This window comes from Bradyrhizobium campsiandrae (assembly GCF_014529705.1).
GTDB classification, from domain to species: Bacteria; Pseudomonadota; Alphaproteobacteria; order Rhizobiales; family Xanthobacteraceae; genus Bradyrhizobium; species Bradyrhizobium campsiandrae.
On the sequence record NZ_JAANIH010000053.1, the window covers coordinates 41,585 to 62,186 of the forward strand.

21 protein-coding genes are annotated in these 20,602 nt (G+C 63.6%); 16 read left to right on the top strand and 5 right to left on the bottom strand.

The window, feature by feature from the left end; translation table 11 throughout:
• Positions 1-86 precede the first annotated feature (86 nt).
• Positions 87-263: a hypothetical protein gene (locus G8O24_RS30995; protein ID WP_188106046.1), complete on the top strand. Its 177-nt coding sequence runs from the start codon at positions 87-89 to the stop codon at positions 261-263.
• A 229-nt stretch (positions 264-492) separates the two neighbouring features.
• Positions 493-705, top strand: coding sequence for a hypothetical protein (locus tag G8O24_RS31000; protein WP_188106082.1), 213 nt, complete (start codon positions 493-495; stop codon positions 703-705).
• 12 nt (positions 706-717) lie between these two features.
• Here G8O24_RS31000 and G8O24_RS31005 read toward each other — a convergent pair whose 3' ends face one another.
• A complete protein-coding gene (locus G8O24_RS31005; RefSeq protein ID WP_188106048.1) occupies positions 718-1,431 on the bottom strand; it encodes a GntR family transcriptional regulator in 714 nt (237 codons plus the stop codon).
• A 200-nt stretch (positions 1,432-1,631) separates the two neighbouring features.
• Here G8O24_RS31005 and G8O24_RS31010 point away from each other — a divergent pair, with 200 nt between their 5' ends.
• The 10 genes from G8O24_RS31010 to G8O24_RS31055 all read left to right on the top strand — a co-directional run bounded on the left by G8O24_RS31010 (position 1,632) and on the right by G8O24_RS31055 (position 8,930).
• Positions 1,632-2,528: a VOC family protein gene (locus tag G8O24_RS31010; protein WP_188106050.1), complete on the top strand. Its 897-nt coding sequence runs from the start codon at positions 1,632-1,634 to the stop codon at positions 2,526-2,528.
• 41 nt (positions 2,529-2,569) lie between these two features.
• Positions 2,570-4,141, top strand: coding sequence for a bifunctional 3-(3-hydroxy-phenyl)propionate/3-hydroxycinnamic acid hydroxylase MhpA (mhpA, locus tag G8O24_RS31015; protein ID WP_311972556.1), 1,572 nt, complete (start codon positions 2,570-2,572; stop codon positions 4,139-4,141).
• A gap of 54 nt (positions 4,142-4,195) precedes the next feature.
• The gene (locus G8O24_RS31020) at positions 4,196-5,503 is read left to right on the top strand and encodes an MFS transporter (protein WP_244646083.1); all 1,308 of its coding nucleotides are present in this window, start codon (positions 4,196-4,198) and stop codon (positions 5,501-5,503) included.
• 25 nt (positions 5,504-5,528) lie between these two features.
• Positions 5,529-6,365, top strand: coding sequence for a fumarylacetoacetate hydrolase family protein (locus G8O24_RS31025; RefSeq protein ID WP_188106055.1), 837 nt, complete (start codon positions 5,529-5,531; stop codon positions 6,363-6,365).
• Complete coding sequence (locus G8O24_RS31030) at positions 6,365-6,967, top strand: cytochrome b (RefSeq protein ID WP_188106057.1); 603 nt, start codon at positions 6,365-6,367, stop codon at positions 6,965-6,967. Before G8O24_RS31025 ends, G8O24_RS31030 begins: the two co-directional genes overlap by 1 nt.
• A gap of 38 nt (positions 6,968-7,005) precedes the next feature.
• Positions 7,006-7,263 carry a hypothetical protein gene (locus G8O24_RS31035; protein WP_188106058.1) on the top strand — a complete coding sequence of 86 codons (258 nt, stop codon included), beginning with the start codon at positions 7,006-7,008 and terminating at the stop codon, positions 7,261-7,263.
• Positions 7,264-7,342: 79 nt separating this feature from the next.
• Positions 7,343-7,564 carry a hypothetical protein gene (locus G8O24_RS31040; RefSeq protein ID WP_188106061.1) on the top strand — a complete coding sequence of 74 codons (222 nt, stop codon included), beginning with the start codon at positions 7,343-7,345 and terminating at the stop codon, positions 7,562-7,564.
• 76 nt (positions 7,565-7,640) lie between these two features.
• Positions 7,641-7,937 (top strand): hypothetical protein, encoded by a 297-nt coding sequence (locus G8O24_RS31045; protein ID WP_188106062.1) that lies wholly within the window; start codon positions 7,641-7,643, stop codon positions 7,935-7,937.
• Positions 7,934-8,140, top strand: coding sequence for a CbtB domain-containing protein (locus tag G8O24_RS31050; RefSeq protein WP_188106064.1), 207 nt, complete (start codon positions 7,934-7,936; stop codon positions 8,138-8,140). Before G8O24_RS31045 ends, G8O24_RS31050 begins: the two co-directional genes overlap by 4 nt.
• Positions 8,141-8,150: 10 nt before the next feature.
• A complete protein-coding gene (locus G8O24_RS31055; protein ID WP_188106066.1) occupies positions 8,151-8,930 on the top strand; it encodes a CbtA family protein in 780 nt (259 codons plus the stop codon).
• Positions 8,931-8,949: 19 nt separating this feature from the next.
• Here the strand turns inward: G8O24_RS31055 and G8O24_RS31060 are convergent, their stop codons facing one another.
• Together G8O24_RS31060 and G8O24_RS31065 are read right to left on the bottom strand one after the other, a co-directional pair.
• Positions 8,950-10,020, bottom strand: a complete 1,071-nt coding sequence (locus tag G8O24_RS31060; protein WP_188106068.1) for a nickel/cobalt efflux transporter — start codon at positions 10,018-10,020, stop codon at positions 8,950-8,952.
• Between the two features lie 4 nt (positions 10,021-10,024).
• On the bottom strand, positions 10,025-10,303 hold the full coding sequence (locus G8O24_RS31065; RefSeq protein WP_063706516.1) for a metal/formaldehyde-sensitive transcriptional repressor: 279 nt from the start codon (positions 10,301-10,303) through the stop codon (positions 10,025-10,027).
• A 170-nt stretch (positions 10,304-10,473) separates the two neighbouring features.
• Between G8O24_RS31065 and G8O24_RS31070 the strand changes: the two genes are divergently transcribed.
• From G8O24_RS31070 to G8O24_RS31080, 3 genes are all read left to right on the top strand, one after another.
• Positions 10,474-10,824: a hypothetical protein gene (locus tag G8O24_RS31070; protein ID WP_188106070.1), complete on the top strand. Its 351-nt coding sequence runs from the start codon at positions 10,474-10,476 to the stop codon at positions 10,822-10,824.
• Positions 10,825-11,234: 410 nt separating this feature from the next.
• Complete coding sequence (ilvD, locus tag G8O24_RS31075; RefSeq protein ID WP_188106072.1) at positions 11,235-12,959, top strand: dihydroxy-acid dehydratase; 1,725 nt, start codon at positions 11,235-11,237, stop codon at positions 12,957-12,959.
• On the top strand, positions 12,946-13,770 hold the full coding sequence (locus G8O24_RS31080) for a tetratricopeptide repeat protein (protein ID WP_188106074.1): 825 nt from the start codon (positions 12,946-12,948) through the stop codon (positions 13,768-13,770). The genes ilvD and G8O24_RS31080 overlap by 14 nt, the downstream gene beginning before the upstream one ends.
• A gap of 146 nt (positions 13,771-13,916) precedes the next feature.
• On the opposite strand, the gene xth is transcribed toward G8O24_RS31080, so the two are convergent.
• Positions 13,917-14,714 (bottom strand): exodeoxyribonuclease III, encoded by a 798-nt coding sequence (gene xth / locus G8O24_RS31085; RefSeq protein ID WP_188106075.1) that lies wholly within the window; start codon positions 14,712-14,714, stop codon positions 13,917-13,919.
• A gap of 153 nt (positions 14,715-14,867) precedes the next feature.
• On the opposite strand from xth, the gene G8O24_RS31090 reads away from it, so the two are divergent.
• Entirely contained in the window at positions 14,868-17,192 is a 2,325-nt protein-coding gene (locus G8O24_RS31090; protein WP_191093389.1) for a hybrid sensor histidine kinase/response regulator, read from the top strand.
• Between the two features lie 228 nt (positions 17,193-17,420).
• On the opposite strand, the gene G8O24_RS31095 is transcribed toward G8O24_RS31090, so the two are convergent.
• Positions 17,421-20,564 carry a BPSL0067 family protein gene (locus tag G8O24_RS31095; RefSeq protein ID WP_210324913.1) on the bottom strand — a complete coding sequence of 1,048 codons (3,144 nt, stop codon included), beginning with the start codon at positions 20,562-20,564 and terminating at the stop codon, positions 17,421-17,423.
• Between the last annotated feature and the right edge of the window lie 38 nt (positions 20,565-20,602).

A 20,602-nucleotide genomic window follows, 5' to 3' on the forward strand; every position in this document is an offset into this window, starting at 1 on the left:
TTGATTCTACCTCATAACGATGTTCGCCGTGACCCATTTTCCGGGCTTAGGTTTGCTGCCTTGAGGCGTTTAATGGGGACACGCCGATGACACAACTCGAGGACAGGCTGGAGCGGTTCGAGACGCTCACCGCCGAATGCGAGCTGATTGCCAAGCTCGCCACCGACGGCACCAAGCGCGAATTCTACCTGAAGCTTTCGGAGCAGTATCGCCAGCTCGCGGTGGACATGCGCCGGGCGATCGCGACCAAGGCGGCCGCCTGACGCCGGCACCAGGCGCGGCCACCAACAAGGCACGATGCTCAGCATCCGTGTCCTTGCGAGAGGTCGTGCGGTCGCAATCCGTTGTTAACGCTTGAGCCGCATCCTTGATGGCAGCGGGGATTCGCGCGTTGCGGTCCCCTGCGATGGGAATGCCTGGGGCAAGGTTGCCATGCAACGTTCCCCGCCAACGTTGCTCCTGCGATGGTCACGTCCCATGCGCCTTCTTGCCATGCGTCTTCTTGCGGTCATCATGTTTGCGCTCATGACGGCGGCCTGCAACCAGGAGCAGGATGTCACCGGCTCGACCCCGCTGTGCCCGATGCGCAGCTACAGCGCCTACAATCCCCGCGACATGAACCAGTGCGTCGCCGCCTGCAAGTCGTGCGACCATGGCAACACCGTCACCTGCACCACCTCCTGCACGCTCAAGGGCGCGCATTGAAGACGATGGGCGCTAGGTCTGTTCGGCCTTGTCCCGCAATTCAGGGAAAATGGCCTCATCCTGAAGGATGACGTCGGCCGTTCGCTGATAGTGCGCCGTGAGTAGCTTCACCGCCAGATCGGCATTGCCGCTCAACACGGCCTCCATGATGGCCGCGTGCTCGTCACCGACATGACGCGAGGGAAAGGCCTTGCTGATCGATAGCCGACGGTAGCGGTAGAGCTGGTCGGCAAGCTGGCCGCAGAACGCGATCAATGATTGCGAGCCACAATGGCCGATCAGGGTGCGATGGTAGATGCGGTGCAGCCTTTCCCATTCGGGATTGTCCTCAAACTCCGTGGCGCTCAGCGAGCGTGGCACGCGGCTCAGCCGATGTTGGGCCAGGACGAGCTGTTCCTCCCAGGCTGGCGTCGACGCTGCCATGGACTCGCGTAGCGCCAGCGCCTCGACCCAGCAGCGAGTCTTGGTCAACTCGGCGAGCTCGGCACGGCTGACGTCCTTGACGTAGAAGCCGCGCTGTTCGCGGACCTCGACCAGTCCGTCGGCGGTCAACCGGTTAAGCGCCTCGCGCAGCGGCGTTTGACCGGTCTGATAGGTCTCCGTCAGAAACCGCATTTGCAGCTTGCGAGACGGGGCGAGGCGTCCAGACAACAGGTCTTCGCGCAGCCGATCATAGACATGGCTCGCCTGCGTCGATGGCACGGGCAAGGGCGACGCCGCCGTCATCTCCACCGCTCAGCCTCCATTGTTCATTCTGCTTACGACAGTCATCATATACATCTGATCACGATTTCAAAAAATGTATAAATTTATGTTGCAGTATCAGTTTTGTGTAATAAAAGAACGGTGCTGGCCGTGAAAGTGCGGTCGCGATCCAAGACAGCCACGCCGTTCGATCGGATCGTGGCCTGACGGAGGAATGCTTCATGGCCCGGTTTCCGGTGGTAGCGCTGCGCAGCGTCGATCTCGGCACACCGGACCTGGATCGCTCCGTGAGGTTCTATTGCGATGTCTGGGGCCTTTCGCTCGTCACGCGAGCGGCCGGCGTCGCTTATTTGCGCGCGACCGGCAGCGATCATCACGTCCTGGCCCTCTATCAGAGCGAGCTGCCGGAGCTTGGCGCCGTGACCTTTCGTGTCGCGAGCGTCGGTGATCTTGCGTCCGTCGCTGCCGGCGCGGTTGCCGAAGGCGCCGAACTGATCCGCGGTCCCACGCCGAACGACGCGCCCGATGGCGGCGTGATGATGGCCATTCGCGCGCCGGAAGGCGGCATCCTTCGTTTCGTTCACGGCGACATCACTCAGGTGCCGGAGCCACCGCAAGGCGATCGGCCCGAGCGGCTGGCCCACGTCAATCTCAACAGCACGAATGTCGATCGCTCCGCCACCTTCTACGAGCGGGCGCTCGGCTTTCGGCTCACGGATCGTTCGAAGACGATGGCGTTCGTCCGCTGCAACAGCGACCACCATGCAGTCGTGATTGCCGACGCCAGGGTCAACGGCCTCAATCACGTCGCTTTCCTGATGCCGAGCCTGGAGGCGGTGATGCGCGGCTCGGGACGCATGATCGACAACGGCTTTCCGATTGCCTGGGGCGTCGGCCGCCACGGCCCCGGCGACAATGTGTTCTCGTACTTCATCGATCCCGTAGGGACGGTGATCGAATACACCGCCGAGGTGCTGCAGGTCGATGACAGCTACGTCGTGCGCGGCCCGGATCATTGGGTCTGGCCGCCGGGCCGTACCGATCAATGGGGCATCGCGCCGCCCAAGGCGGACCACGTCAAGGCCTCGCAACTGTCTGTTCGCTACGCCGGGACGTGAGCACGACCGTTCATCACCATGTAAACGAGGTCTCGAGGTCAGTGTCCGGATCGACCAGTGCGAACGAGTACCAGGTTGCCATCGTCGGCTTCGGCCCGTCAGGCGCCGTCGCCGCCAGCCTGCTGGGCGCGCAAGGCATCCGGACGCTGGCTGTCGACCGCGACCGCGCGGTCTACGACAAGCCGCGCGCGATTGCGCTCGATCACGAGATCCTGCGCCTGTTCGACAATCTCGGCATTGCCGGCCAGCTCGCTCCGCATATCGCACCGTTTCCAGCTTCGGAACATTTCGGCGCGCGCGGCCAGTTGATCCGCCGTATCGACATGGTGAGCGAGCCTTATCCGCTCGGCTACACCCCGACCATGGTGTTCACCCAGCCGCCGGTCGAGGAGATTTTGCGCGCGCACGCGCGCTCCTGGCCGTCGGTCGTGGTGGAGCTCGGCACCGAGCTGCGCCAGCTCAGCCAGACACCTGATGGCGTGACGCTCGAACTGAGCGGCGACCGGGGAGCGCGCAACGTCACCGCGGACCATGTCATCGCCTGCGACGGCGCATCGAGCACCATCCGCCGCCAGCTCGGGATCAATTTTGACGATCTGGTCTTCGACGAGCCCTGGCTCGTGATTGACCTCAGGATCAATGATGCAGGACTTGCCAAGCTGCCGCGCACGGCAGTGCAGTTCTGCGATCCGTCACGGCCGACCACCTATATCGTCGGACCCGGCTCGCATCGGCGCTTCGAGATCATGCTGCTGCCCGGCGAGGATCCGCGCGCGATGGAGCAGCCCGAGCAGGTTTGGCGGCTGCTGGCGCGCTGGCTCACGCCTGACGATGCGACGCTGTGGCGGGCGGCAAGCTATCGCTTTCATGCCCTCGTCGCCAGCAAATGGCGCGAGGGGCGCGTCTTCCTCGCCGGAGATGCCGCCCACCAGCAGCCACCGTTCATCGGCCAGGGCATGTGCCAGGGCGTTCGCGATGTCGCCAATCTGGTCTGGAAGCTCGCGCGCGTCTTGCGCGGAGAGTCAGGGGCGGCGCTGCTCGACACCTATCAAGAAGAGCGCAGCGCTCACGTCCGTGAGCTGACGATGCGGATCAAGGCGATCGGCCACGTCATCTGCGAGCGCGATCCGGAAGCGGCCGCTACGCGCGATGCTCGCATCCTCGCCGAAGGCGGCGGCGTGCCGCGCACCATCACCCGCCAGGAGATCGTGCCGCCGCTCAGCTGCGGCCTGCGCGCCGACACTTCGCACGCCGCCAACGGCACGCTGTTTCCCCAGCCTTGGATACGGACCTCCGGCGGCCGGCAATTGCTCGACACGGCCTGCGGGGCCGGTTGGCGGCTGGTGCTGAAGGGCAACAGCGCCCTGGCCCGATCGCGCGCCATCGCGGCACGCGCAGCGGAGATGGGCTTGCGCCTGATCGCCATCGCGAAGGCGGATCACGATCAGGGGCCGGACGTTCTGCGGGAAGAGAGCGACGTGGTGACGGCTTGGTTCGCACGACACGCCTGTGCGGCCGCGATCGTGCGCCCTGATCATTACGTCTACGGCGTTGCAGCGGACGAAGCCGGGCTCATGGCGATGCTGTCTGGTCTCGAGGCCCGGCTGCGATGAACACAACAACGATAAAACTCAACGGGGGAAATGATGCCATCATCGGCGAGCTTGATGACGGGTCCCACGGTGCCTGCGCGCGCCTACGCGGTTCTCGTCATGCTGTTTCTGTTTCAGACAATCAACTTCTTCGACAAGCTGGTCTTCGGCCTCTCGGCGGTGCCGATGATGAAGGAGCTGTCGCTCAGCCCGAAGGAGTTCGGTCTGATCGGCAGTAGCTTCTTTCTGCTGTTCTCGCTTTCCGGCATGGCGGTCGGGTTGTTCGTCGTCGGCCGCTTTCCCGTGAAGTGGATCCTGATGCTGCTCGCCGCCATCTGGTCGGCGACGCAGCTTCCGGTGTTCTTCTCGGGCTCCGTCGCGGTGCTGGTCGTGTGCCGGATTCTGCTCGGCGCGGGTGAGGGGCCGGGCCTGCCGACGGCCTTGCACGCCTGCTACAACTGGTTTCCCGCCGACAAGCGCAGTGTCCCGAGCGCGGTGGTTCTGCAGGGGATCAGCGTCGGGCTTCTGGCCGGCGGCCCGCTGCTGACCTATGTGATCCTTAATCATGGCTGGCGCACGGGCTTTCTGGTTTGCGGCCTGCTCGGCATCGCCTGGATGATCGCCTGGAGCGTCATCGGCGGTGAGGGACCCTACGCCGCGGCGAGCGCTGGCCAGGATGCGCCTGCGGCGTCGCCGAACGTGCCGGCGCGGCTGCTGTGGTGCGATCCGACGGTGATCGGCGTCATCATCATGTCGACCATGTCGTACTGGATCGTCGGCATATCAGCGACATGGCTGCCGCCGTTCCTCCAACTCGGGCTCGGCTACAAGCCGACCGATGTCGGCTGGATCATCTCGGCCATCTACATGTTCCAGTCGCCGCTGCTGCTCAGCGGTTCCTGGATCACGCAAGTGCTTCAGCGTCGGGGCTGGAGTCTCCGCGCGTGTCTCGGCAACGCTTCGGGGCTGGCGCTGCTGATCGCAGGCTGCGCACTGCTGCTCAGCATCGTAACCTCGGGCGCGCTCCAGCTCGCCTGTGTGGCCATCGCCTTCGCCGCGCCGAGCCTGACCACGATCTTCGGCCCGGTGGCGCTGGGCGCCGTGGCGCCGGCGGCCCAGCGCGGCCGGCTGATCGTCGTGATTTATTCCGGAAATGCAGCCTCCGCGCTGTTCTCGAATGCGTTGACCGGTTGGATCGTGGGCGAGGCGGGTAGCAACAGCGCGCTTGGCTATGCCCATGCCATGACGTTCACCGCCGGCATTCTCATCGTCGGTGCGGTTGCCGCGTTCGCACTCATCTTCCCGGAGCGGACCATCGCGCGTTTTGCGAAGACCTCATCGCCATCATCCTCAGCTACTATTCTTCCCGCCACGTCGACCTGATCGACCCCTAACGCAAGGACGCCACATGAAATTCGCTAGCTTTGAAATCGACAACGCCGCCTCGTGGGGTCTGGTGGAGGGCGACAGCGTGGCCGATCTTGGGAATCGCTATCCCGACCTGAAATCGGCGATTGCGGCGGGCGCGCTTGCCGAGGCGGCCAAATCAACCGCCGGCGCCAAGCGTCATCCGCTGGCGAAGATCAAATTCCTGCCTGTCATTCCGAACCCGGACAAGATCCTCTGCATCGGTCTGAACTACGAAAACCATCGCAAGGAGACCGGCCGCACCGAGGTCGAGAACCCGACCGTGTTCGGTCGCTTCGCCAACAGCCAGACCGGCCATCTCACCGACATCATCCGCCCGAAGGTCTCGACCCAGCTCGACTTCGAGGGTGAGCTCGCGATCATCATCGGCAAACCCGGCCGTTACATCAAGAAGAGCGAGGCTTGGGGCCACATTGCCGGCTATGCCTGCTACAACGAGGGCAGCGTGCGCGATTATCAGCGGCACACCCATCAGTTCACGCCGGGCAAGAATTTTCCATCGACCGGCGGCTTCGGCCCATATTTGGTCACGCCCGACGAGGTCGGCGATGTCGGACGCTTGCGCCTGCAAACCCGGCTCAACGGCGAGGTGGTGCAGGACACCACGATCGACCAGATGATCTTCGATATTCCGCGCCAGATCGAATATTGCTCGCAGTTCACCCGCCTCGAGCCTGGCGACGTCATCGCGACCGGCACGCCTGGAGGCATCGGCTCCAGGCGAACTCCGCCGCTCTGGATGAAGGCCGGCGATATCGTCGAGGTCGAGATCGACAAGGTCGGCCTGCTTCGCAACGGGATTGCCGACGAAGCCTGATGTCATCGGAAGTCACGACGGCTTATCCGCCGCTGCTGCGCGCAATTCACTGGGCAACGGCGGTGCTCTTCATCGCGGCCATGCTGATCGGCTTCTATTGCGGTCTCCAGCCGCCGGGCACCTCGCCACGGCGCGAACTGCTGGAGGTGCACAAATCGCTCGGCATGACCGTGCTGTTCCTGTCGGTGCTGCGGCTGATGGTGCGCGCGACGACGAGGGCACCGGTCGAGCCGGCCTCGCTCGGTGCGCTGGTGCGGTTCGCCGCACGGCTCAATCATCTCGCGCTCTATCTCATCCTGTTCGCGATGCCGCTCACCGGCTACGCGTTCTCCGCGGCCGGCGGCTATTCGCTGAAATATTTCTGGACGTTCAGCTGGCCGCGCCTGGTGGCCGACAATCCGCAGACGGCTCATGCCGGCGAGGTCGCGCACGACACGCTGGCCTGGCTGGTCTATGCCGTCGTGGCCCTGCACATCGCGGCGACGTTCTGGCATGCGCTGGTCGTGCGAGATGGAACACTGGCGCGGATGTGGCCCCGGTCTGGGAATAGCGAGCGCGGAGCACGTCGGTGCTCCGACACCGGAACGATTCACATGGATTAATCATTAGAGGAGGGCGGCAGGACGCGGAGTCCTATGGAATGGGTATGCTTGATCCCGGTCGGTTTCTGGTGTCGTGCTCGCATTGCGAGGCGTGGCCGATGGCCGCCAATGTGAAGCGCTCGAGCTGGTCGGCGCAGCCGCACGAGGTTCGGTTCGTGTGCCCGCGCTGCAGGCGCGAAGAGACCGCGATCGTCTCGGCGTCAGGGCAATTGTTACCGATCAAGCGGCTGGACATTCCCCCGCATGAGGTGACCGCGGCGTGGGTTCAGGCGCAGCGTCCGCGTGGTCGAACCTGAGGCGTCGCGCTACTCCGTTCTGGAACCCGGTCCTTCGTCGTGCGTTTCCGCCTCGACACAACGCATCGAGATCGCACGCATGATCAGCGAACATTTCGACACCCGCACACGGATCAACATGAAGCTGGCGCTGGACCGGGTCTGCCGTCATCGTCCCCATGGCGAGGACCATGGCTTCCGCAGGTCGGTCGCCGAGAACATCATCCGCTGCGCATTCTCGGGGCGCACCGGCATCGGCCAGCTCGTCGATGCCGGCGAGCGCGCCGTGATCAGGACACGCGCAGAGCGGGGCCCGGCCTGATCGGGCCTTGCAGGAATCCATCGACAGCCGTGATAGGATCGCCGCCACGGGCATTGTGCTCCGGGGGCGCGACAGCTTGAACGAGGATGCCTATTGGCGCGAGGACATCGCCTCGCTGGTGTTTCCCGTCACCGGCCACGGCGCGATCTGCGCCGTGCACCGGGGCGCCTTCCGGACATTGCTCGACACCGAGCCGTCGCCGGAGGCCTGCCTTGCCTATTTCCAGCGGTTCGAGGCCGCCTTTCGGGCCGCCGCCGGCGCCAAGATCGTCCGCAGAGACATTTTGCCCGGGACAAGTCTGCATCTTACCAGTCGCGACATCGCCCGGAAGCTGCTAGAAGACGCCAAATCGCCAATGGAGAATAGAACATGAGCCAGTCCCAGCTCGCCGATATCCAGGTTTCGGCTCAGGTCACGCTTCCGGTCTCCGCCGGGCAGGTGGGACGGCTGTCGCAGGCCGTGATGGCGATGGTGCTCGGCGTGTTCGTCGTCGGCATGGTCGGCTTCTCCCACATCGACGTCGTCCACAATGCCGCCCACGACGTCCGCCATTCGAACGCGTTTCCCTGCCACTGATACGGATGGCATGAGCACGTTTCGCGCGATCGTCTTCGCGTCGGTCATTTCGGGTTTCATCGTCGGTCTTCTCGTCACTGTCGTCCAGCAGTTCGGCACCGTCCCCCTGATCCTGAAGGCGGAAGTCTTCGAGAAGGCAGCGCAGATGCACCCGCATGATGCTGCCGTGGCCGCGCAGCCGGCCGCCGCCGGGCATGACCACGCCAACCATGACCATGCCGCGCACGACCACGGCGACCACGACCATGGTGTCGGGGCATGGGAGCCGCGCGACGGCTTTGAGCGCAACGCCTACACCGCCGCCGCCAATATCCTGACCGCGATCGGCTTCGCACTTCTGCTCGCCGGCTTCTTCGCCGTGCGCAGCGGCGCCACCGGCGCGAGCGTGTCCTGGCATGAAGGTCTGCTCTGGGGCCTTGCGGGCTTTGCCGTCTTCACGCTGGCGCCCGGCCTCGGCCTGCCGCCCGAGCTGCCGGGCGTGCCCTCCGCGCCGCTGCTGTCGCGCCAGATCTGGTGGCTGGCCGCCGTGCTGGCGACCTCAGGAGGGCTTGCTCTGATCGTCTTCCGCCGCACGGTGCCGGCGGCGATCTCAGGCGTGATCCTGCTGACGCTGCCGCATCTGATCGGCGCGCCTGAAATCGCCAACATCGAGACCAACGTGCCGTCGTCCTTGATGCATCAGTTCGTCACCGCGGTGACGGTGACAAGCCTGGTGTTCTGGACCCTGCTCGGCGGGCTGACCAGTGCGGTGTTCGCGCGGTTCGATCGCGGCGCGACGCTGCGGACGTGAAGCAACAAGCCGCAGGGCATCACGACATCAGTTCGTGCAGCCCCGTCCATCCGGTGTAGAGGCCGACGAAGACGATCAAGGCTGCCGAGACATAGGGGGCGCGGTGGGCGTAGCGGCTGAAGCCGCCCCAGTGCCGTTCGACATGGCGCAGGCTCAGCGCTGCGAGCACGCCGGCCGAGACCATCGTGATCGCAAGCCCGATGCCGAAGGAGAGCACCAGCACGAAGCCGAGACTGAACTGCTTCAATTGAAGGCAGAGCAGCAGCACGGTGATTGCCGCGGGGCAGGGGATCAGCCCGCCGGTGAGGCCGAACAGGACGATCTGCGTCGTCGTCACGCGGCGGCCCGCGAAGCGCTTGCGAATGTCGGCGGCGTGGGCGCGCGCGTGGGCGTCATCCTCGTCGCCGAGATCGACGTGGACATCATCGTGCGCGTGTTCCGTAAACACGAGTTCGGTCGAGGCGCCCGCAAAGGCGACGCGCGCCTTGAACGCGTGCGGCTCGGGAATCTCGTCGATGCTTTCGAGGTATCCGTCGCGGGCGACGAACGCAAAGCTCTGCTCGGTGCCGTCCTCGCGAATCGTGGTCACCGCGATGTTGCCGGCCGGGGGAAGCGCGCCCGTCTCGCTCCGGATCCGCCAGCGCGGCGGCACGCCGTCCTCGAAAACCTCCAGCGCGAACGACGCGCCGGCGAGGGAAACGGAGCGTGGTTCGTCGTGATGATGGTCGTGGTCATGCGCGTGGTTCTGATCCCGCCAGGTCCGCCAGACCATCCAGCCGGCGATGCCGACGATGATGAGGGCCGACACCAATTGCAGCCAGGCTTCGCTGCGTTCGCCCGATAGTTCACGGCCGAAATACAGTCCCGCGAGCGCGACCGCCCAGACAACAGCGGTATGGGAGACGGTCGCCGACAGGCCGAGCAGCACGGCCTGCAGCACCGTTCCCCTGATGGCGATGATGAACGCCGCCATCATGGTCTTGGAGTGTCCGGGCTCCAGACCATGCAACGCGCCGAGCAGGATGGCGCTCGGCACGAACAGCCATGCATGTGCGCTGCTCTGCTGGAGCAGGTGCGACAGGTCGGTCATCTCTTCACTTCAAATAGGTTCGGACGACGTCGATGAGGTCGGCGGCGCCCTTGGCCTTCTCCGGATCCTTCTCGTGCGCGGGGTCCACGACATGATGACGGATGTGGTCTTCCAGGAGCTCGGTGGTGAGACCGCTGATCGCGCCCTTCACCGAAGCCACCAGCATCAGCACGTCGGCGCAGCCGATCTCCGATTCCAGCGCGCGTTCGACGGCCTCGAGCTGCCCCTTGATGCGCCGGACGCGGCCGATGAGCTTCGACTTGTGCTTGATGGTGTGCGACATGCAGGTAAGATAGGGGGGTACCCTATATGAGTCAATGCGCGCCTGATGATGCATCCCGGCGCTGCCGGTAACCGGAGGTGGAGCAGCGAATCAATTTTGGTTGCTGCTCGGCGCCTGAAATGGACTAATCTCAGCGCAGCCCTCCCCAAAGCGAGGTGCCAAAGATGTTGATGCGCGCATTCATTCTCGGCGTCTCGCTTCTGGTCGCGAGCGCAGTGCCGGCGGATTCGCGGGGGAGCTCCCCGTCCAGGGACGATCCCTGGAATCCCGAGCATATCGGCAGCCTGCCTCCTGAAATCCGCCAGTACATCGCAGGCATGTGCAAGGGACCGGCCAGTGCCCAGCACGACTTCGCGACCTATTCTCCGGCCGAGAAGCGCTGGCGTATCAACATCGAATATCTCCGCTGCGAAGGTCTCACCGAGGTTCGGCGCGGCCATCAATGCATCGACGTGGATTTCGTCGAGGTCGGCTCGCATTTCCGCCTGGCGAGCAAGCAATATCGCGATTGCGGCTTCTGAAAATCATAAGCTGGTTTGCGCGCCGTGGCGGCGCGCGCGGCAGCGCCGACTCAGTCGCGTTTCGCTGTCGCGATCGGAAAATCAGTCGTACGCCCCATGCCTGGAAATCTCAGATTGTGGCCTGTCATCTTCGCGCAGGTATTACAGTAGGCGACCCCGTGTCTTCCCGGTAACGATTGTGCTGCCACGGCAACACTCACGGTGGATTTAACCTTCATCACCGGTGGTTCGCATCAGCGCCGCTTTTTGGCCACACCCGACCATGAATAAAATTGCTGTCATGTTTCAGGGGCTGGGCTGGTCCCTTGCAGGCGACGGGAAATCCCAAGGTCGATTCAAATCTTGGGTCTGATGTTTCCTGAACTGACAAGGGTTAGCCGGGAAACTGGACCTTTAGGAAACGGGTCGCGATGGACGCCAAGGCCAACATCAAGCAGAGGCTGCCGAGCCGTCACGTGACGGAAGGTCCTGCGCGCGCGCCGCATCGCTCCTACTTCTACGCCATGGGTCTGACCACCGAGCAGATCCACCAGCCCTTCGTCGGTGTCGCCTCGTGCTGGAACGAGGCCGCACCCTGCAACATCGCGCTGATGCGCCAGGCGCAGGCGGTGAAGAAGGGCGTCGCATCCGCCGGCGGCACGCCGCGTGAATTCTGCACCATCACCGTCACCGACGGCATCGCCATGGGCCATGACGGCATGCGCTCGTCGCTGCCGTCGCGCGAATGCATCGCCGACTCCGTCGAGCTGACCGTGCGTGGCCACGCCTACGACGCGCTGGTCGGGCTCGCCGGTTGCGACAAGTCGCTGCCGGGCATGATGATGGCGATGGTCCGCCTCAACGTGCCCTCGATCTTCATCTATGGCGGCTCGATCCTCCCCGGCAATTTCCGCGGCCAGCAGGTCACGGTGCAGGACATGTTCGAGGCCGTCGGCAAGCACTCGGTCGGCACCATGTCTGACGAGGACCTCGACGAGATCGAGCGCGTGGCGTGTCCCTCGGCGGGCGCCTGCGGTGCGCAGTTCACGGCCAACACCATGGCGACGGTTTCCGAGGCTATCGGCCTGGCGCTGCCTTACTCCGCCGGTGCTCCGGCACCGTACGAAATCCGCGATGCCTTCTGCATGACTGCGGGCGAGAAGGTGATGGAGCTGATCGCATCCAACCTGCGGCCGCGCGACATCGTCACCCGCAAGGCGCTGGAGAATGCTGCCGCCGTGGTTGCCGCGTCCGGTGGCTCGACCAATGCTGCGCTGCACCTGCCGGCGATCGCGCACGAGGCCGGAATCAAGTTCGACCTGTTCGACGTCGCCGAAATCTTCAAAAAGACACCTTATGTCGCGGATTTGAAGCCGGGCGGCCGTTATGTCGCCAAAGACATGTTTGAAGTTGGCGGCATTCCGCTTCTGATGAAGACGCTGCTCGACAACGGATTTCTCCACGGCGACTGCATTACGGTCACCGGTCGAACGATCGCCGAAAACCTCAAGAGCGTGAAATGGAATCCGCACCAGGACGTGGTGCACCCGGCAGACAAGCCCATCACCGTTACGGGCGGTGTGGTCGGTCTGAAGGGCAATTTGGCGCCAGAAGGTGCGATCGTGAAAGTCGCGGGCATGTCCAACCTCAAGTTTACCGGTCCGGCCAGGTGCTTTGACCGGGAGGAGGACGCGTTCGCGGCGGTCCAGAACCGCACCTATCGGGAAGGCGAAGTCATCGTGATCCGCTACGAGGGCCCCAGGGGCGGCCCCGGCATGCGGGAAATGCTCCAGACCACCGCGGCGCTGACCGGCCAGGGCATGGGCGGCAAGATTGCGCTCATCACCGACGGCCGCTTCTCCGGCGCCACTCGCGGCTTCTGCATCGGCCATGTCGGGCCGGAGGCTGCGGTCGGCGGCCCGATCGGGCTCCTGGAGGACGGCGACGTCATCGAGATCGACGCCGACGCCGGTACCCTTAACGTAAAATTGAGTGACGCTGAGCTGGCTCAGCGCAAGACCAAATGGAGCGCTCGCGCGACGAACCATACGTCAGGTGCGCTCTGGAAATATGCTCAGCAGGTTGGACCAGCGGTCGGGGGGGCAGTGACCCATCCGGGCGGCGCGCACGAGAAACAGTGCTATGCGGACATCTAGGCGTGCCATCGTTGCGTTTGTGTTGGGGGCTACCGCGCTGGCCGCGCCGGCGCTCGCCTTCGACGGCGCGCCCGTCAACCCGAAGGATGCGACCATCCCCGTCGTGACCACTCTGCCCGGTGCTTCCGGCACGGTGCGCAAGGCGGCGCCGCCGGTGGTGACGCAGGAAACCTCGGTCAGCGCCCTGGAATATGCCGCCGAGGGGGGCCACCCGGTCGCGCAATGGATGCTCGGCCGCATGTACGCCAATGGCGATGGTGTGGCCCGGGACGACGTGCGCGCCTTCGAATATTTCAGCCGCATCGCCAACGCGCATGCCGAGGATCTGCCTTCGACGCCGCAGGCGCAGGTCGTGGCCAACGCCTTCGTCGCGCTCGGCCGCTATTATCTCAACGGCATCCCGAACTCGAAGATCAAGCCGGACCCTGACAGGGCGCGTGAGATGTTCTCCTATGCGGCCTCCTATTTCGGCAATGCGGACGCCCAGTACGATCTGGCCCGGCTCTATCTGAAGACGCCGGATGCCTCGCGCGAGGATTTCCGCTATGGCGCGCGCTGGCTCGGCCTCGCCGCCCAGAAGGGCCAGCACGAGGCCCAGGCGCTGCTCGGCCAGATGCTGTTCAACGGCGATCGCCTGCCGCGGCAGGCTGCGCGCGGCCTGATGTGGCTGACCCTGGCGCGCGACAGCGCCAGCGCCGACGAGATCTGGATCAAGGAAAACTACAACCGCGCCTTCGCCAAGGCCTCGGTCGACGACCGCGCCATGTGCCTGCAAATGCTGGAGCAGTGGGTCCAGGGGCGCCGCGACTAAGCGCGGCGACCTCGATCTTGTAGGGTGGGCAAAGGCGCACTTGCGCCGTGCCCACCATCTCTTTCCAATCGGAACTAGTCGTGGGCACGCTTCGCTTTGCCCACCCTACGGCAGTCGCCACTGCCGCACCCAACTCCGCGTATAGCCTACGCCGCCTCCAGATCCAGATCCGCCCAAACCGGCACGTGATCCGAGGGCTTCTCCCAGGCCCGCACATAGCTGTCGATGCCGACATTGGCGAGCCGGTCGCTGGCCTGGGGCGAGAGCAGCAGATGGTCGATGCGCAGGCCCTGGTTCTTCTGCCAGGCGCCGGCCTGATAGTCCCAGAACGTGTACAGCCCGGGCTCGTCGGTGACGGCGCGCAGCGCATCGGTCAGGCCGAGGCCGAGCAGGGCTTGGAAGCTTTCGCGCGTTTCGGGCTTGAACAGGGCGTCTTCGGTCCAGGCGGCGGGATTGTGGACGTCGCGGGCATGCGGGATGACGTTGAAGTCGCCTGCGAGGATCAGCGGCTCCTCGGTCTTAAGACGCTCCTTCGAATACTCAAGAAGCCGCGACATCCATTTGAGCTTGTAGGGATATTTCTCGGTGCCAACAGGGTTGCCGTTGGGCAGATAGAGGCAGGCGATGCGCATGACGCCCTGCTTGAGCGTCACCACGCCCTCGAGGAAGCGGGCATGGCTGTCTTCGTCGTCGCCTGACAGCCCCGACTTGGTTTCGTCGAATTTGAGCTTGGAGAGCAGGGCGACGCCATTGAACGTCTTCTGCCCGTGCGTGACCACGTTGTAGCCGAGCGCCTCGATCTCCAGCCGCGGAAACGCCTCGTCGACGCATTTGATCTCCTGCAGGCAGACGATGTCCGGCTGGCATTCCTTCAGCCAGGTCAGGAGAAGATCAATCCGCTGCCGGACCGAATTGACGTTCCAGGTGGCAACTCTGATGGGCATGGGGCGGCTCCGCACAGGGGCCATGGTTAGAACAAAATGCCAACGGGCCCGTCAAGGACGCCGCAAAATCTCCCACAAAATTAACCCGGTTGAAGCAGGCGGCAGGTCATTGATCGTCCAAAGGTTCCTCGGATCGGATGGCCGGACAAATTCATGACGCGAACTGAGACGCGCGACGGTCTGATCGGCGCGTTCCTGTACTGGCTCGGCGGCTTCGAGATCGAGGATGGCCTCACCGCCGATCTCAGCGAGCGCGAGCTGAGCCGGATCCGCGCCAAGCAGATCGACGCGGTGACGCGGCTGATCCCGGTGACCATGGCCGTCACCATGCTCAACGTCGCCATCGTGCTGATCCTGTTCTGGGGCAGGGGCTGGAACGACTTCCTGGCGATCTGGGGCCTGACGCTGGCCGCGACCGCCTCGCTCGCGGTGCGTTCGTGGCGACGCTCGCATCGGCACCCGCCGCAGGAGGCTTCACCGCGCGCGGCGCGGCAGATGCTGCGACAGGCGTTCTTCCTTGCCGTGATCTGGGGCACGCTGCCACTGGGCCTATTCAGTCGCGTCGAGCCGACCAGCCAGCTGATCCTGGCCTGCCTGATGGTCGGCATGATGTCCGGCGGCGCCTTCACGCTGTCGACCTTCCCGCGGGCTGGCCTGGTCTATCTCGCCACCATGACGATCGCCTGCGCCGGCGCGCTCCTGCTCTGCGGCACCGGGCCGTATCTGGTGACGGCGGTCTTCCTGCTGCTGTTCGCATTCTTCATGGCGCGCAACATCGTCTCGCAGGGCAATTTGTTCCTCGGCAATCTCAAGGCCCGGCTCGAGCTCGAACGCCAGACCGAGATCATTTCACTGCTGCTCAAGGACTTTCAGGACAATGCCAGCGACTGGCTGTGGCAGACCGACGCCGAAGGGCGCCTCACCGACGTGCCGCAACGCTTCGCTGACGTCGCGCAATTGCCGCTTCCGCTCTTGAAGGGATCGTCCTTCGTCGATGTGCTCGACATGCTCTGCCCCGACGACAAGGCGGCGGCCTACAACATCGTCGGCCTGATGGAGCATGCCGAGCCGGTGCACGAGATGAACCTCAAGGTCGTCGCCGGCGGCGAGGCGCGGCTGTGGTCGCTGACCGCCAAGCCCGCCCATGACCGCGACGGCCAGTTTCTCGGCTATCGCGGCTTCGGCCGCGACGTCACCGAGCGCTGGCGCGCCGAAAAGGCCGAGGCCGAGAGCCGCGCCAAGTCGGATTTCCTCGCCGTGATGAGCCACGAGATCCGCACCCCCATGAATGGCGTGCTCGGGCTTGCCAGCATGCTGCTCGAAACCAAGCTCGATCCGGAGCAGCGCGAGGCCGTCATCACGATCCGCGAATCCGGCGACAACCTGCAGCGCATCCTCAACGACATCCTCGATCTCTCCAAGCTCGAGGCCGGGCGCTTCCAGTTCGAGGCGATCGACTTTGCGCCGCAGACGCTGGTCGAGACGGTTGCGACCGTCGTGCGCGCAAGCGCCAAGAGCAAGGATAAGGGCAAGGGGCTCGCCGTCAGGGTCGAGCTCGATCCGAATTTGCCGCCGACGCTGCGCGGCGACGTCGCGCGCATCCGTCAGGTGCTGCTCAATCTCGCCTCCAACGCGGTGAAGTTCACCGACCATGGCGAGGTGACGATCAAGGCCATCTGCCAGGCGCGGCGCGATCTGCTCGCGACCGTCGAATGGACCGTCTCCGACAGCGGCATCGGCATTGCGCCCGACAAGCTCGGGCAGCTGTTCTCGGATTTTGCCCAGGCCGACGCCTCGATCAGCCGCCGCTTCGGCGGCACCGGGCTCGGGCTTGCGATCTCAAGGCGCATCATCGAGCAGATGGGCGGCACCATCGGCGTCACCTCGACGCCGGGAGAGGGCTCGACCTTCCGCTTCACACTGGTGCTGCCGTGGAGCCAGGCGCAGACCTCGGATCAGGACGCGGGCCGCGACGAAGCCGAGGAGCTGAAGGCGCGGATTGCGAGCCTCGACCGGCCGCTGCAGGTGCTGGTCGCGGAGGACGACGCCGTCAACCGCATGGTCGTGAGCAAGATGCTGGGCGCCTTCGAGGTCGAGCTGCGGGTCGTCGCCGACGGCGCCGAGGCCGTCGCGGCGGTGTCCGAAGGCGGCGATTACGACGTCGTGCTGATGGACGTGCGCATGCCCGAGATGGACGGCCTCGCCGCAACCCGCGCAATCCGCGCGAAAGGCGGGCGCTTCGCCACCTTGCCGATCGTCGCGCTGACCGCCAACGCCTTCCCCGAGGACGTCAAGGTCTGCCGTGACGCCGGCATGTCGGACTTCCTGGCCAAGCCGCTGCGCAAGCCCGCGCTGGTCGCGGCCCTGCTGCGTGCGCTGGACGGCCACGTCATGACGGAAGAAGCGCCGCTGCAGCCGACGCTGATGCCTGACGAGGTGGAGTGGACGGACGAAGAGAGGCAGATGACGGGCGTGTAGAGCAGGTGCGAGATGTTCTTGCCGCCCGCGCGATCTGGGCCAGAATTGTCTGATGCTTGAAAGAGCTTACAATCGCCGAACGCGTTGCTGCGTTCACCCCCACGCCACGACCATCAACCCAACCATCCGTTTGTCATGAAACCCGCGCAAATCAAATCTTGCTGCTCTCGTGCAAATGTATCCGACACCGGATCCGTAGCTGGTTCGGTCCGACACCAATGGGGTGAGCTATACAATCAGGTGATACTCGGCTGCATGTGCGTCGGTGACGATGTTTATGAACCGCACCTCCGTGGGCTCATACGAGTTGACGTTGAGCCTGGTGCCGTCAGGATAGGGCGTCGGGTGCAGACTAGAAGGGAAATTGTCTTGGTACCCGGTATTGTATTGGTCCAGAACAAAAAATCCGCTCTGTCCGTTTTCTGATCCGGAACCCAGGAAGAATGCAGCGTGAGCGCCGTTGTAGGAATTTCCTGTGAAGGTCGCAATTGGGGATCCGGCGGGCATTTGGCTTTGATTTACAACGCCGCCACTCACGACAGCAGCACCAGGATTCCAGTTCCCGGTAGAACCAACATTGTGATCCAGCGCCTGGAGTAAAGCGACACACTGATCTTCATAACTTGCGTTGCCGATGACCGTCGGCACATTTATGAATCCGTTTGTATAGCCATTTGTGTTCGATGTTGAACCAATGATGTAATTGCTCGGCGCGGTGCCGTACGCCGTAGCGAGGTCCAAAGCAATCTGATCGACCAACGAGGCATGGTTGGTGAGATGCGACGGCGAGACAACTGAGTTCTGAAATTGGGCATCGATCAGACTCTTCGCAACTGAAAAGTCGTTCGCGAGAGAACCGGCCGCGCCTGGATCGTTGATGTCCACCTCCGTCCAGTTATTGTTATTGCTCCAGGTGCCGTTGTAAGCCTCGAGCCATATCTTGTCGGTACCATGCGAGGTTCCTCCGGTGTAAACCAGGCCTGACAGGCTATTGAATGTCAGCGCCTGATCCAGGGCCACAGGCGTGCCGTTGTTGGTGAGTGTCCCCAAGGCCGGGGAGCCACCTTCCGGATAGCTGAACCACAGCTTGTATTGCGAAATATTGCTGCCGCTCACTTGGAAGAGATCGGTCAGGGCAATCTGCTGCCCATTGCTTGCGGTCTGGTTGTGCGGCGTAATCACTGGTGCAGTAATAACTGCGCCTTGATCGGTGATGTCCGCCTCGGTCCAGGTGTTGCCGCCGCTCCAGGCGCCGTTGTAAGCCTCGAGCCATATCTTGTCGGTGCCGTGCGTCGCTGAACCGGTATAGGCCAGACCAGCAAGGCTCGTCAGCGTCACGGCCTGATCCAGCGCTACCGGCGTGCCATTGTTCGTCAGCGTTCCGAGCGCCGGCGAGCCGCCCTCGGGATAACTGAACCACACCTTGTACTGGGTGATGCCGCTGCCGACCACGGAGAACAGGTCGGTCAGCAAGATCTGCTGCCCATTGCTTGCGGTCTGGTTGTGCGGCGTAATCACTGGTGCAGTAATAACTGCGCCTTGATCGGTGATGTCCACTTCGGTCCAGGTGTTGCCACCGCTCCAGGCGCCGTTGTAGGCCTCGAGCCATATCTTGTCGGTGCCGTGCGTCGCTGAACCAGTATAGGCCAGACCAGCAAGGCTCGTGAGTGTCACGGCCTGATCCAGCGCTATCGGCGTGCCATTGTTCGTCAGTGTTCCGAGCGCCGGCGAGCCGCCCTCGGGATAACTGAACCACACCTTGTATTGGGTGATGCCGCTGCCGACCACCGAGAACAGATTGGTGAACACAATCTGCTGCCCATTGCTTGCGGTCTGGTTGTGCGGCGTAATCACCGGTGCAGCAACAACTGCGCCTTGATCGGTGATGTCCACTTCGGTCCAGGTGTTGCCGCTGCTCCAGGCGCCGTTGTAGGCCTCGAGCCATATCTTGTCGGTGCCGTGCGTCACTGAACCGGTATAGGCCAGACCAGCAAGGCTCGTGAGCGTCACGGCCTGATCCAGCGCTATCGGCGTGCCATTGTTCGTCAATGTTCCGAGTGCGGGGAAGCCACCTTCCGGATAACCGAACCACACCTTGTACTGGGTGATGCCGCTGCCAACCACCGAGAAGAGATTGGTGAACACAATCTGCTGCCCATTGCTTGCGGTCTGGTTGTGCGGCGTAATCACTGGTGCAGTAACAATTGCGCCTTGATCGGTGATGTCCACTTCGGTCCAGGTGTTGCCGCCGCTCCAGGCGCCGTTGTAGGCCTCGAGCCATATCTTGTCGGTGCCGTGCGTCGCTGAACCGGTATAGGCCAGACCAGCAAGGCTCGTGAGTGTCACGGCCTGATCCAGCGCTATCGGCGTGCCGTTGTTCGTCAGTGTTCCGAGCGCCGGCGAGCCGCCCTCGGGATAACTGAACCACACCTTGTATTGGGTGATGCCGCTGCCGACCACCGAGAACAGATTGGTGAACACAATCTGCTGCCCATTGCTTGCGGTCTGGTTGTGCGGCGTAATCACTGGCGCGGAGACCCCGCCGGTCCACTGACCAAAATCCGAGGTGAGCGCCGTGTCGGTATCGACGCTCACTCCGATTGGCGTTGGGCTGGCCTGAACGCCATTCTGGTTCCTCTGAATATTGGCCCCGGAAAAAGACGTCCCCCAGTGTGTATCGACCCAATAATAGGCTACGTCGGGCAAATTCAGCGACTTGATTGCCGTGAGTACGTCTCCCGGCCCGTATATGCCGATTTTGTATGGATTACCTTGAGCGGCGAAATCATCGCTTATGCGCTGAAAGTAGGTCTTTATCGTCGCGATGTAAGTCGACGATAAAGCGCCGAAGCCGCTGTAAATGCCGGCCTCGGCAGCAGGATCAACCGCAAAATAAATGGCCGTTCCCAATGGTTGATGGGCGACATTGCTTGCGGCCGTGATGGCACTCGCTGAACTATTCGCATCGGCGTCGGCTTGAGCGACTGTGAAATAGCCTATGTGGTCGGGACTCCTTTCGAAGATCGAGACGATCGGTAGTCCCAGGGCCTGTGCATCGGTCTGAGTGAGATATCCGCTGTTGGCCGCGTTCCCGATGTATTCGCCGACGAACTGATAACCGTCGCTACGGATAGCAGAAACGCTCACGCCAGTTAGCGCGGTTCCGGTCTGGCTCGGGACCCGATAGTCAATACCCCCCGAGACGCCGCTACCGCCCCCCTGCGTCAGGAAGTACAGCGGTGACGAAAAGTTCGAAGCGCCGGCACTGTCGATCGCATCGACGTTCCAGCGGTACGAGCCGCCGGCTGAGAGCGACGCCTGATAGCTGGTCCCAGAAACGATCTGATCGACGACGAGCTGGTTTGTGACCATATCTCTGACGGCGACTTCGTAGGACGTGGCGCCGGAGA

Excerpts from the sequence above, each read along its gene's own strand:
- G8O24_RS31060 (WP_188106068.1), bottom strand. The coding sequence starts at position 10,020 with ATGACCGACCTGTCGCACCTGCTCCAGCAGAGCAGCGCACATGCATGG.
- G8O24_RS31025 (WP_188106055.1), top strand. The coding sequence starts at position 5,529 with ATGAAATTCGCTAGCTTTGAAATCGACAACGCCGCCTCGTGGGGTCTG.
- G8O24_RS31095 (WP_210324913.1), bottom strand. The coding sequence starts at position 20,564 with ATGGTCACAAACCAGCTCGTCGTCGATCAGATCGTTTCTGGGACCAGC.
- G8O24_RS31030 (WP_188106057.1), top strand. The coding sequence starts at position 6,365 with ATGTCATCGGAAGTCACGACGGCTTATCCGCCGCTGCTGCGCGCAATT.
- G8O24_RS31035 (WP_188106058.1), top strand. The coding sequence starts at position 7,006 with ATGGGTATGCTTGATCCCGGTCGGTTTCTGGTGTCGTGCTCGCATTGC.
- G8O24_RS31070 (WP_188106070.1), top strand. The coding sequence starts at position 10,474 with ATGCGCGCATTCATTCTCGGCGTCTCGCTTCTGGTCGCGAGCGCAGTG.
- G8O24_RS31040 (WP_188106061.1), top strand. The coding sequence starts at position 7,343 with ATGATCAGCGAACATTTCGACACCCGCACACGGATCAACATGAAGCTG.
- G8O24_RS30995 (WP_188106046.1), top strand. The coding sequence starts at position 87 with ATGACACAACTCGAGGACAGGCTGGAGCGGTTCGAGACGCTCACCGCC.
- xth (WP_188106075.1), bottom strand. The coding sequence starts at position 14,714 with ATGCCCATCAGAGTTGCCACCTGGAACGTCAATTCGGTCCGGCAGCGG.
- G8O24_RS31065 (WP_063706516.1), bottom strand. The coding sequence starts at position 10,303 with ATGTCGCACACCATCAAGCACAAGTCGAAGCTCATCGGCCGCGTCCGG.
- G8O24_RS31020 (WP_244646083.1), top strand. The coding sequence starts at position 4,196 with ATGACGGGTCCCACGGTGCCTGCGCGCGCCTACGCGGTTCTCGTCATG.
- G8O24_RS31080 (WP_188106074.1), top strand. The coding sequence starts at position 12,946 with ATGCGGACATCTAGGCGTGCCATCGTTGCGTTTGTGTTGGGGGCTACC.
- G8O24_RS31050 (WP_188106064.1), top strand. The coding sequence starts at position 7,934 with ATGAGCCAGTCCCAGCTCGCCGATATCCAGGTTTCGGCTCAGGTCACG.
- G8O24_RS31005 (WP_188106048.1), bottom strand. The coding sequence starts at position 1,431 with ATGACGGCGGCGTCGCCCTTGCCCGTGCCATCGACGCAGGCGAGCCAT.
- G8O24_RS31000 (WP_188106082.1), top strand. The coding sequence starts at position 493 with ATGCGTCTTCTTGCGGTCATCATGTTTGCGCTCATGACGGCGGCCTGC.
- ilvD (WP_188106072.1), top strand. The coding sequence starts at position 11,235 with ATGGACGCCAAGGCCAACATCAAGCAGAGGCTGCCGAGCCGTCACGTG.
- G8O24_RS31090 (WP_191093389.1), top strand. The coding sequence starts at position 14,868 with ATGACGCGAACTGAGACGCGCGACGGTCTGATCGGCGCGTTCCTGTAC.
- G8O24_RS31010 (WP_188106050.1), top strand. The coding sequence starts at position 1,632 with ATGGCCCGGTTTCCGGTGGTAGCGCTGCGCAGCGTCGATCTCGGCACA.
- G8O24_RS31055 (WP_188106066.1), top strand. The coding sequence starts at position 8,151 with ATGAGCACGTTTCGCGCGATCGTCTTCGCGTCGGTCATTTCGGGTTTC.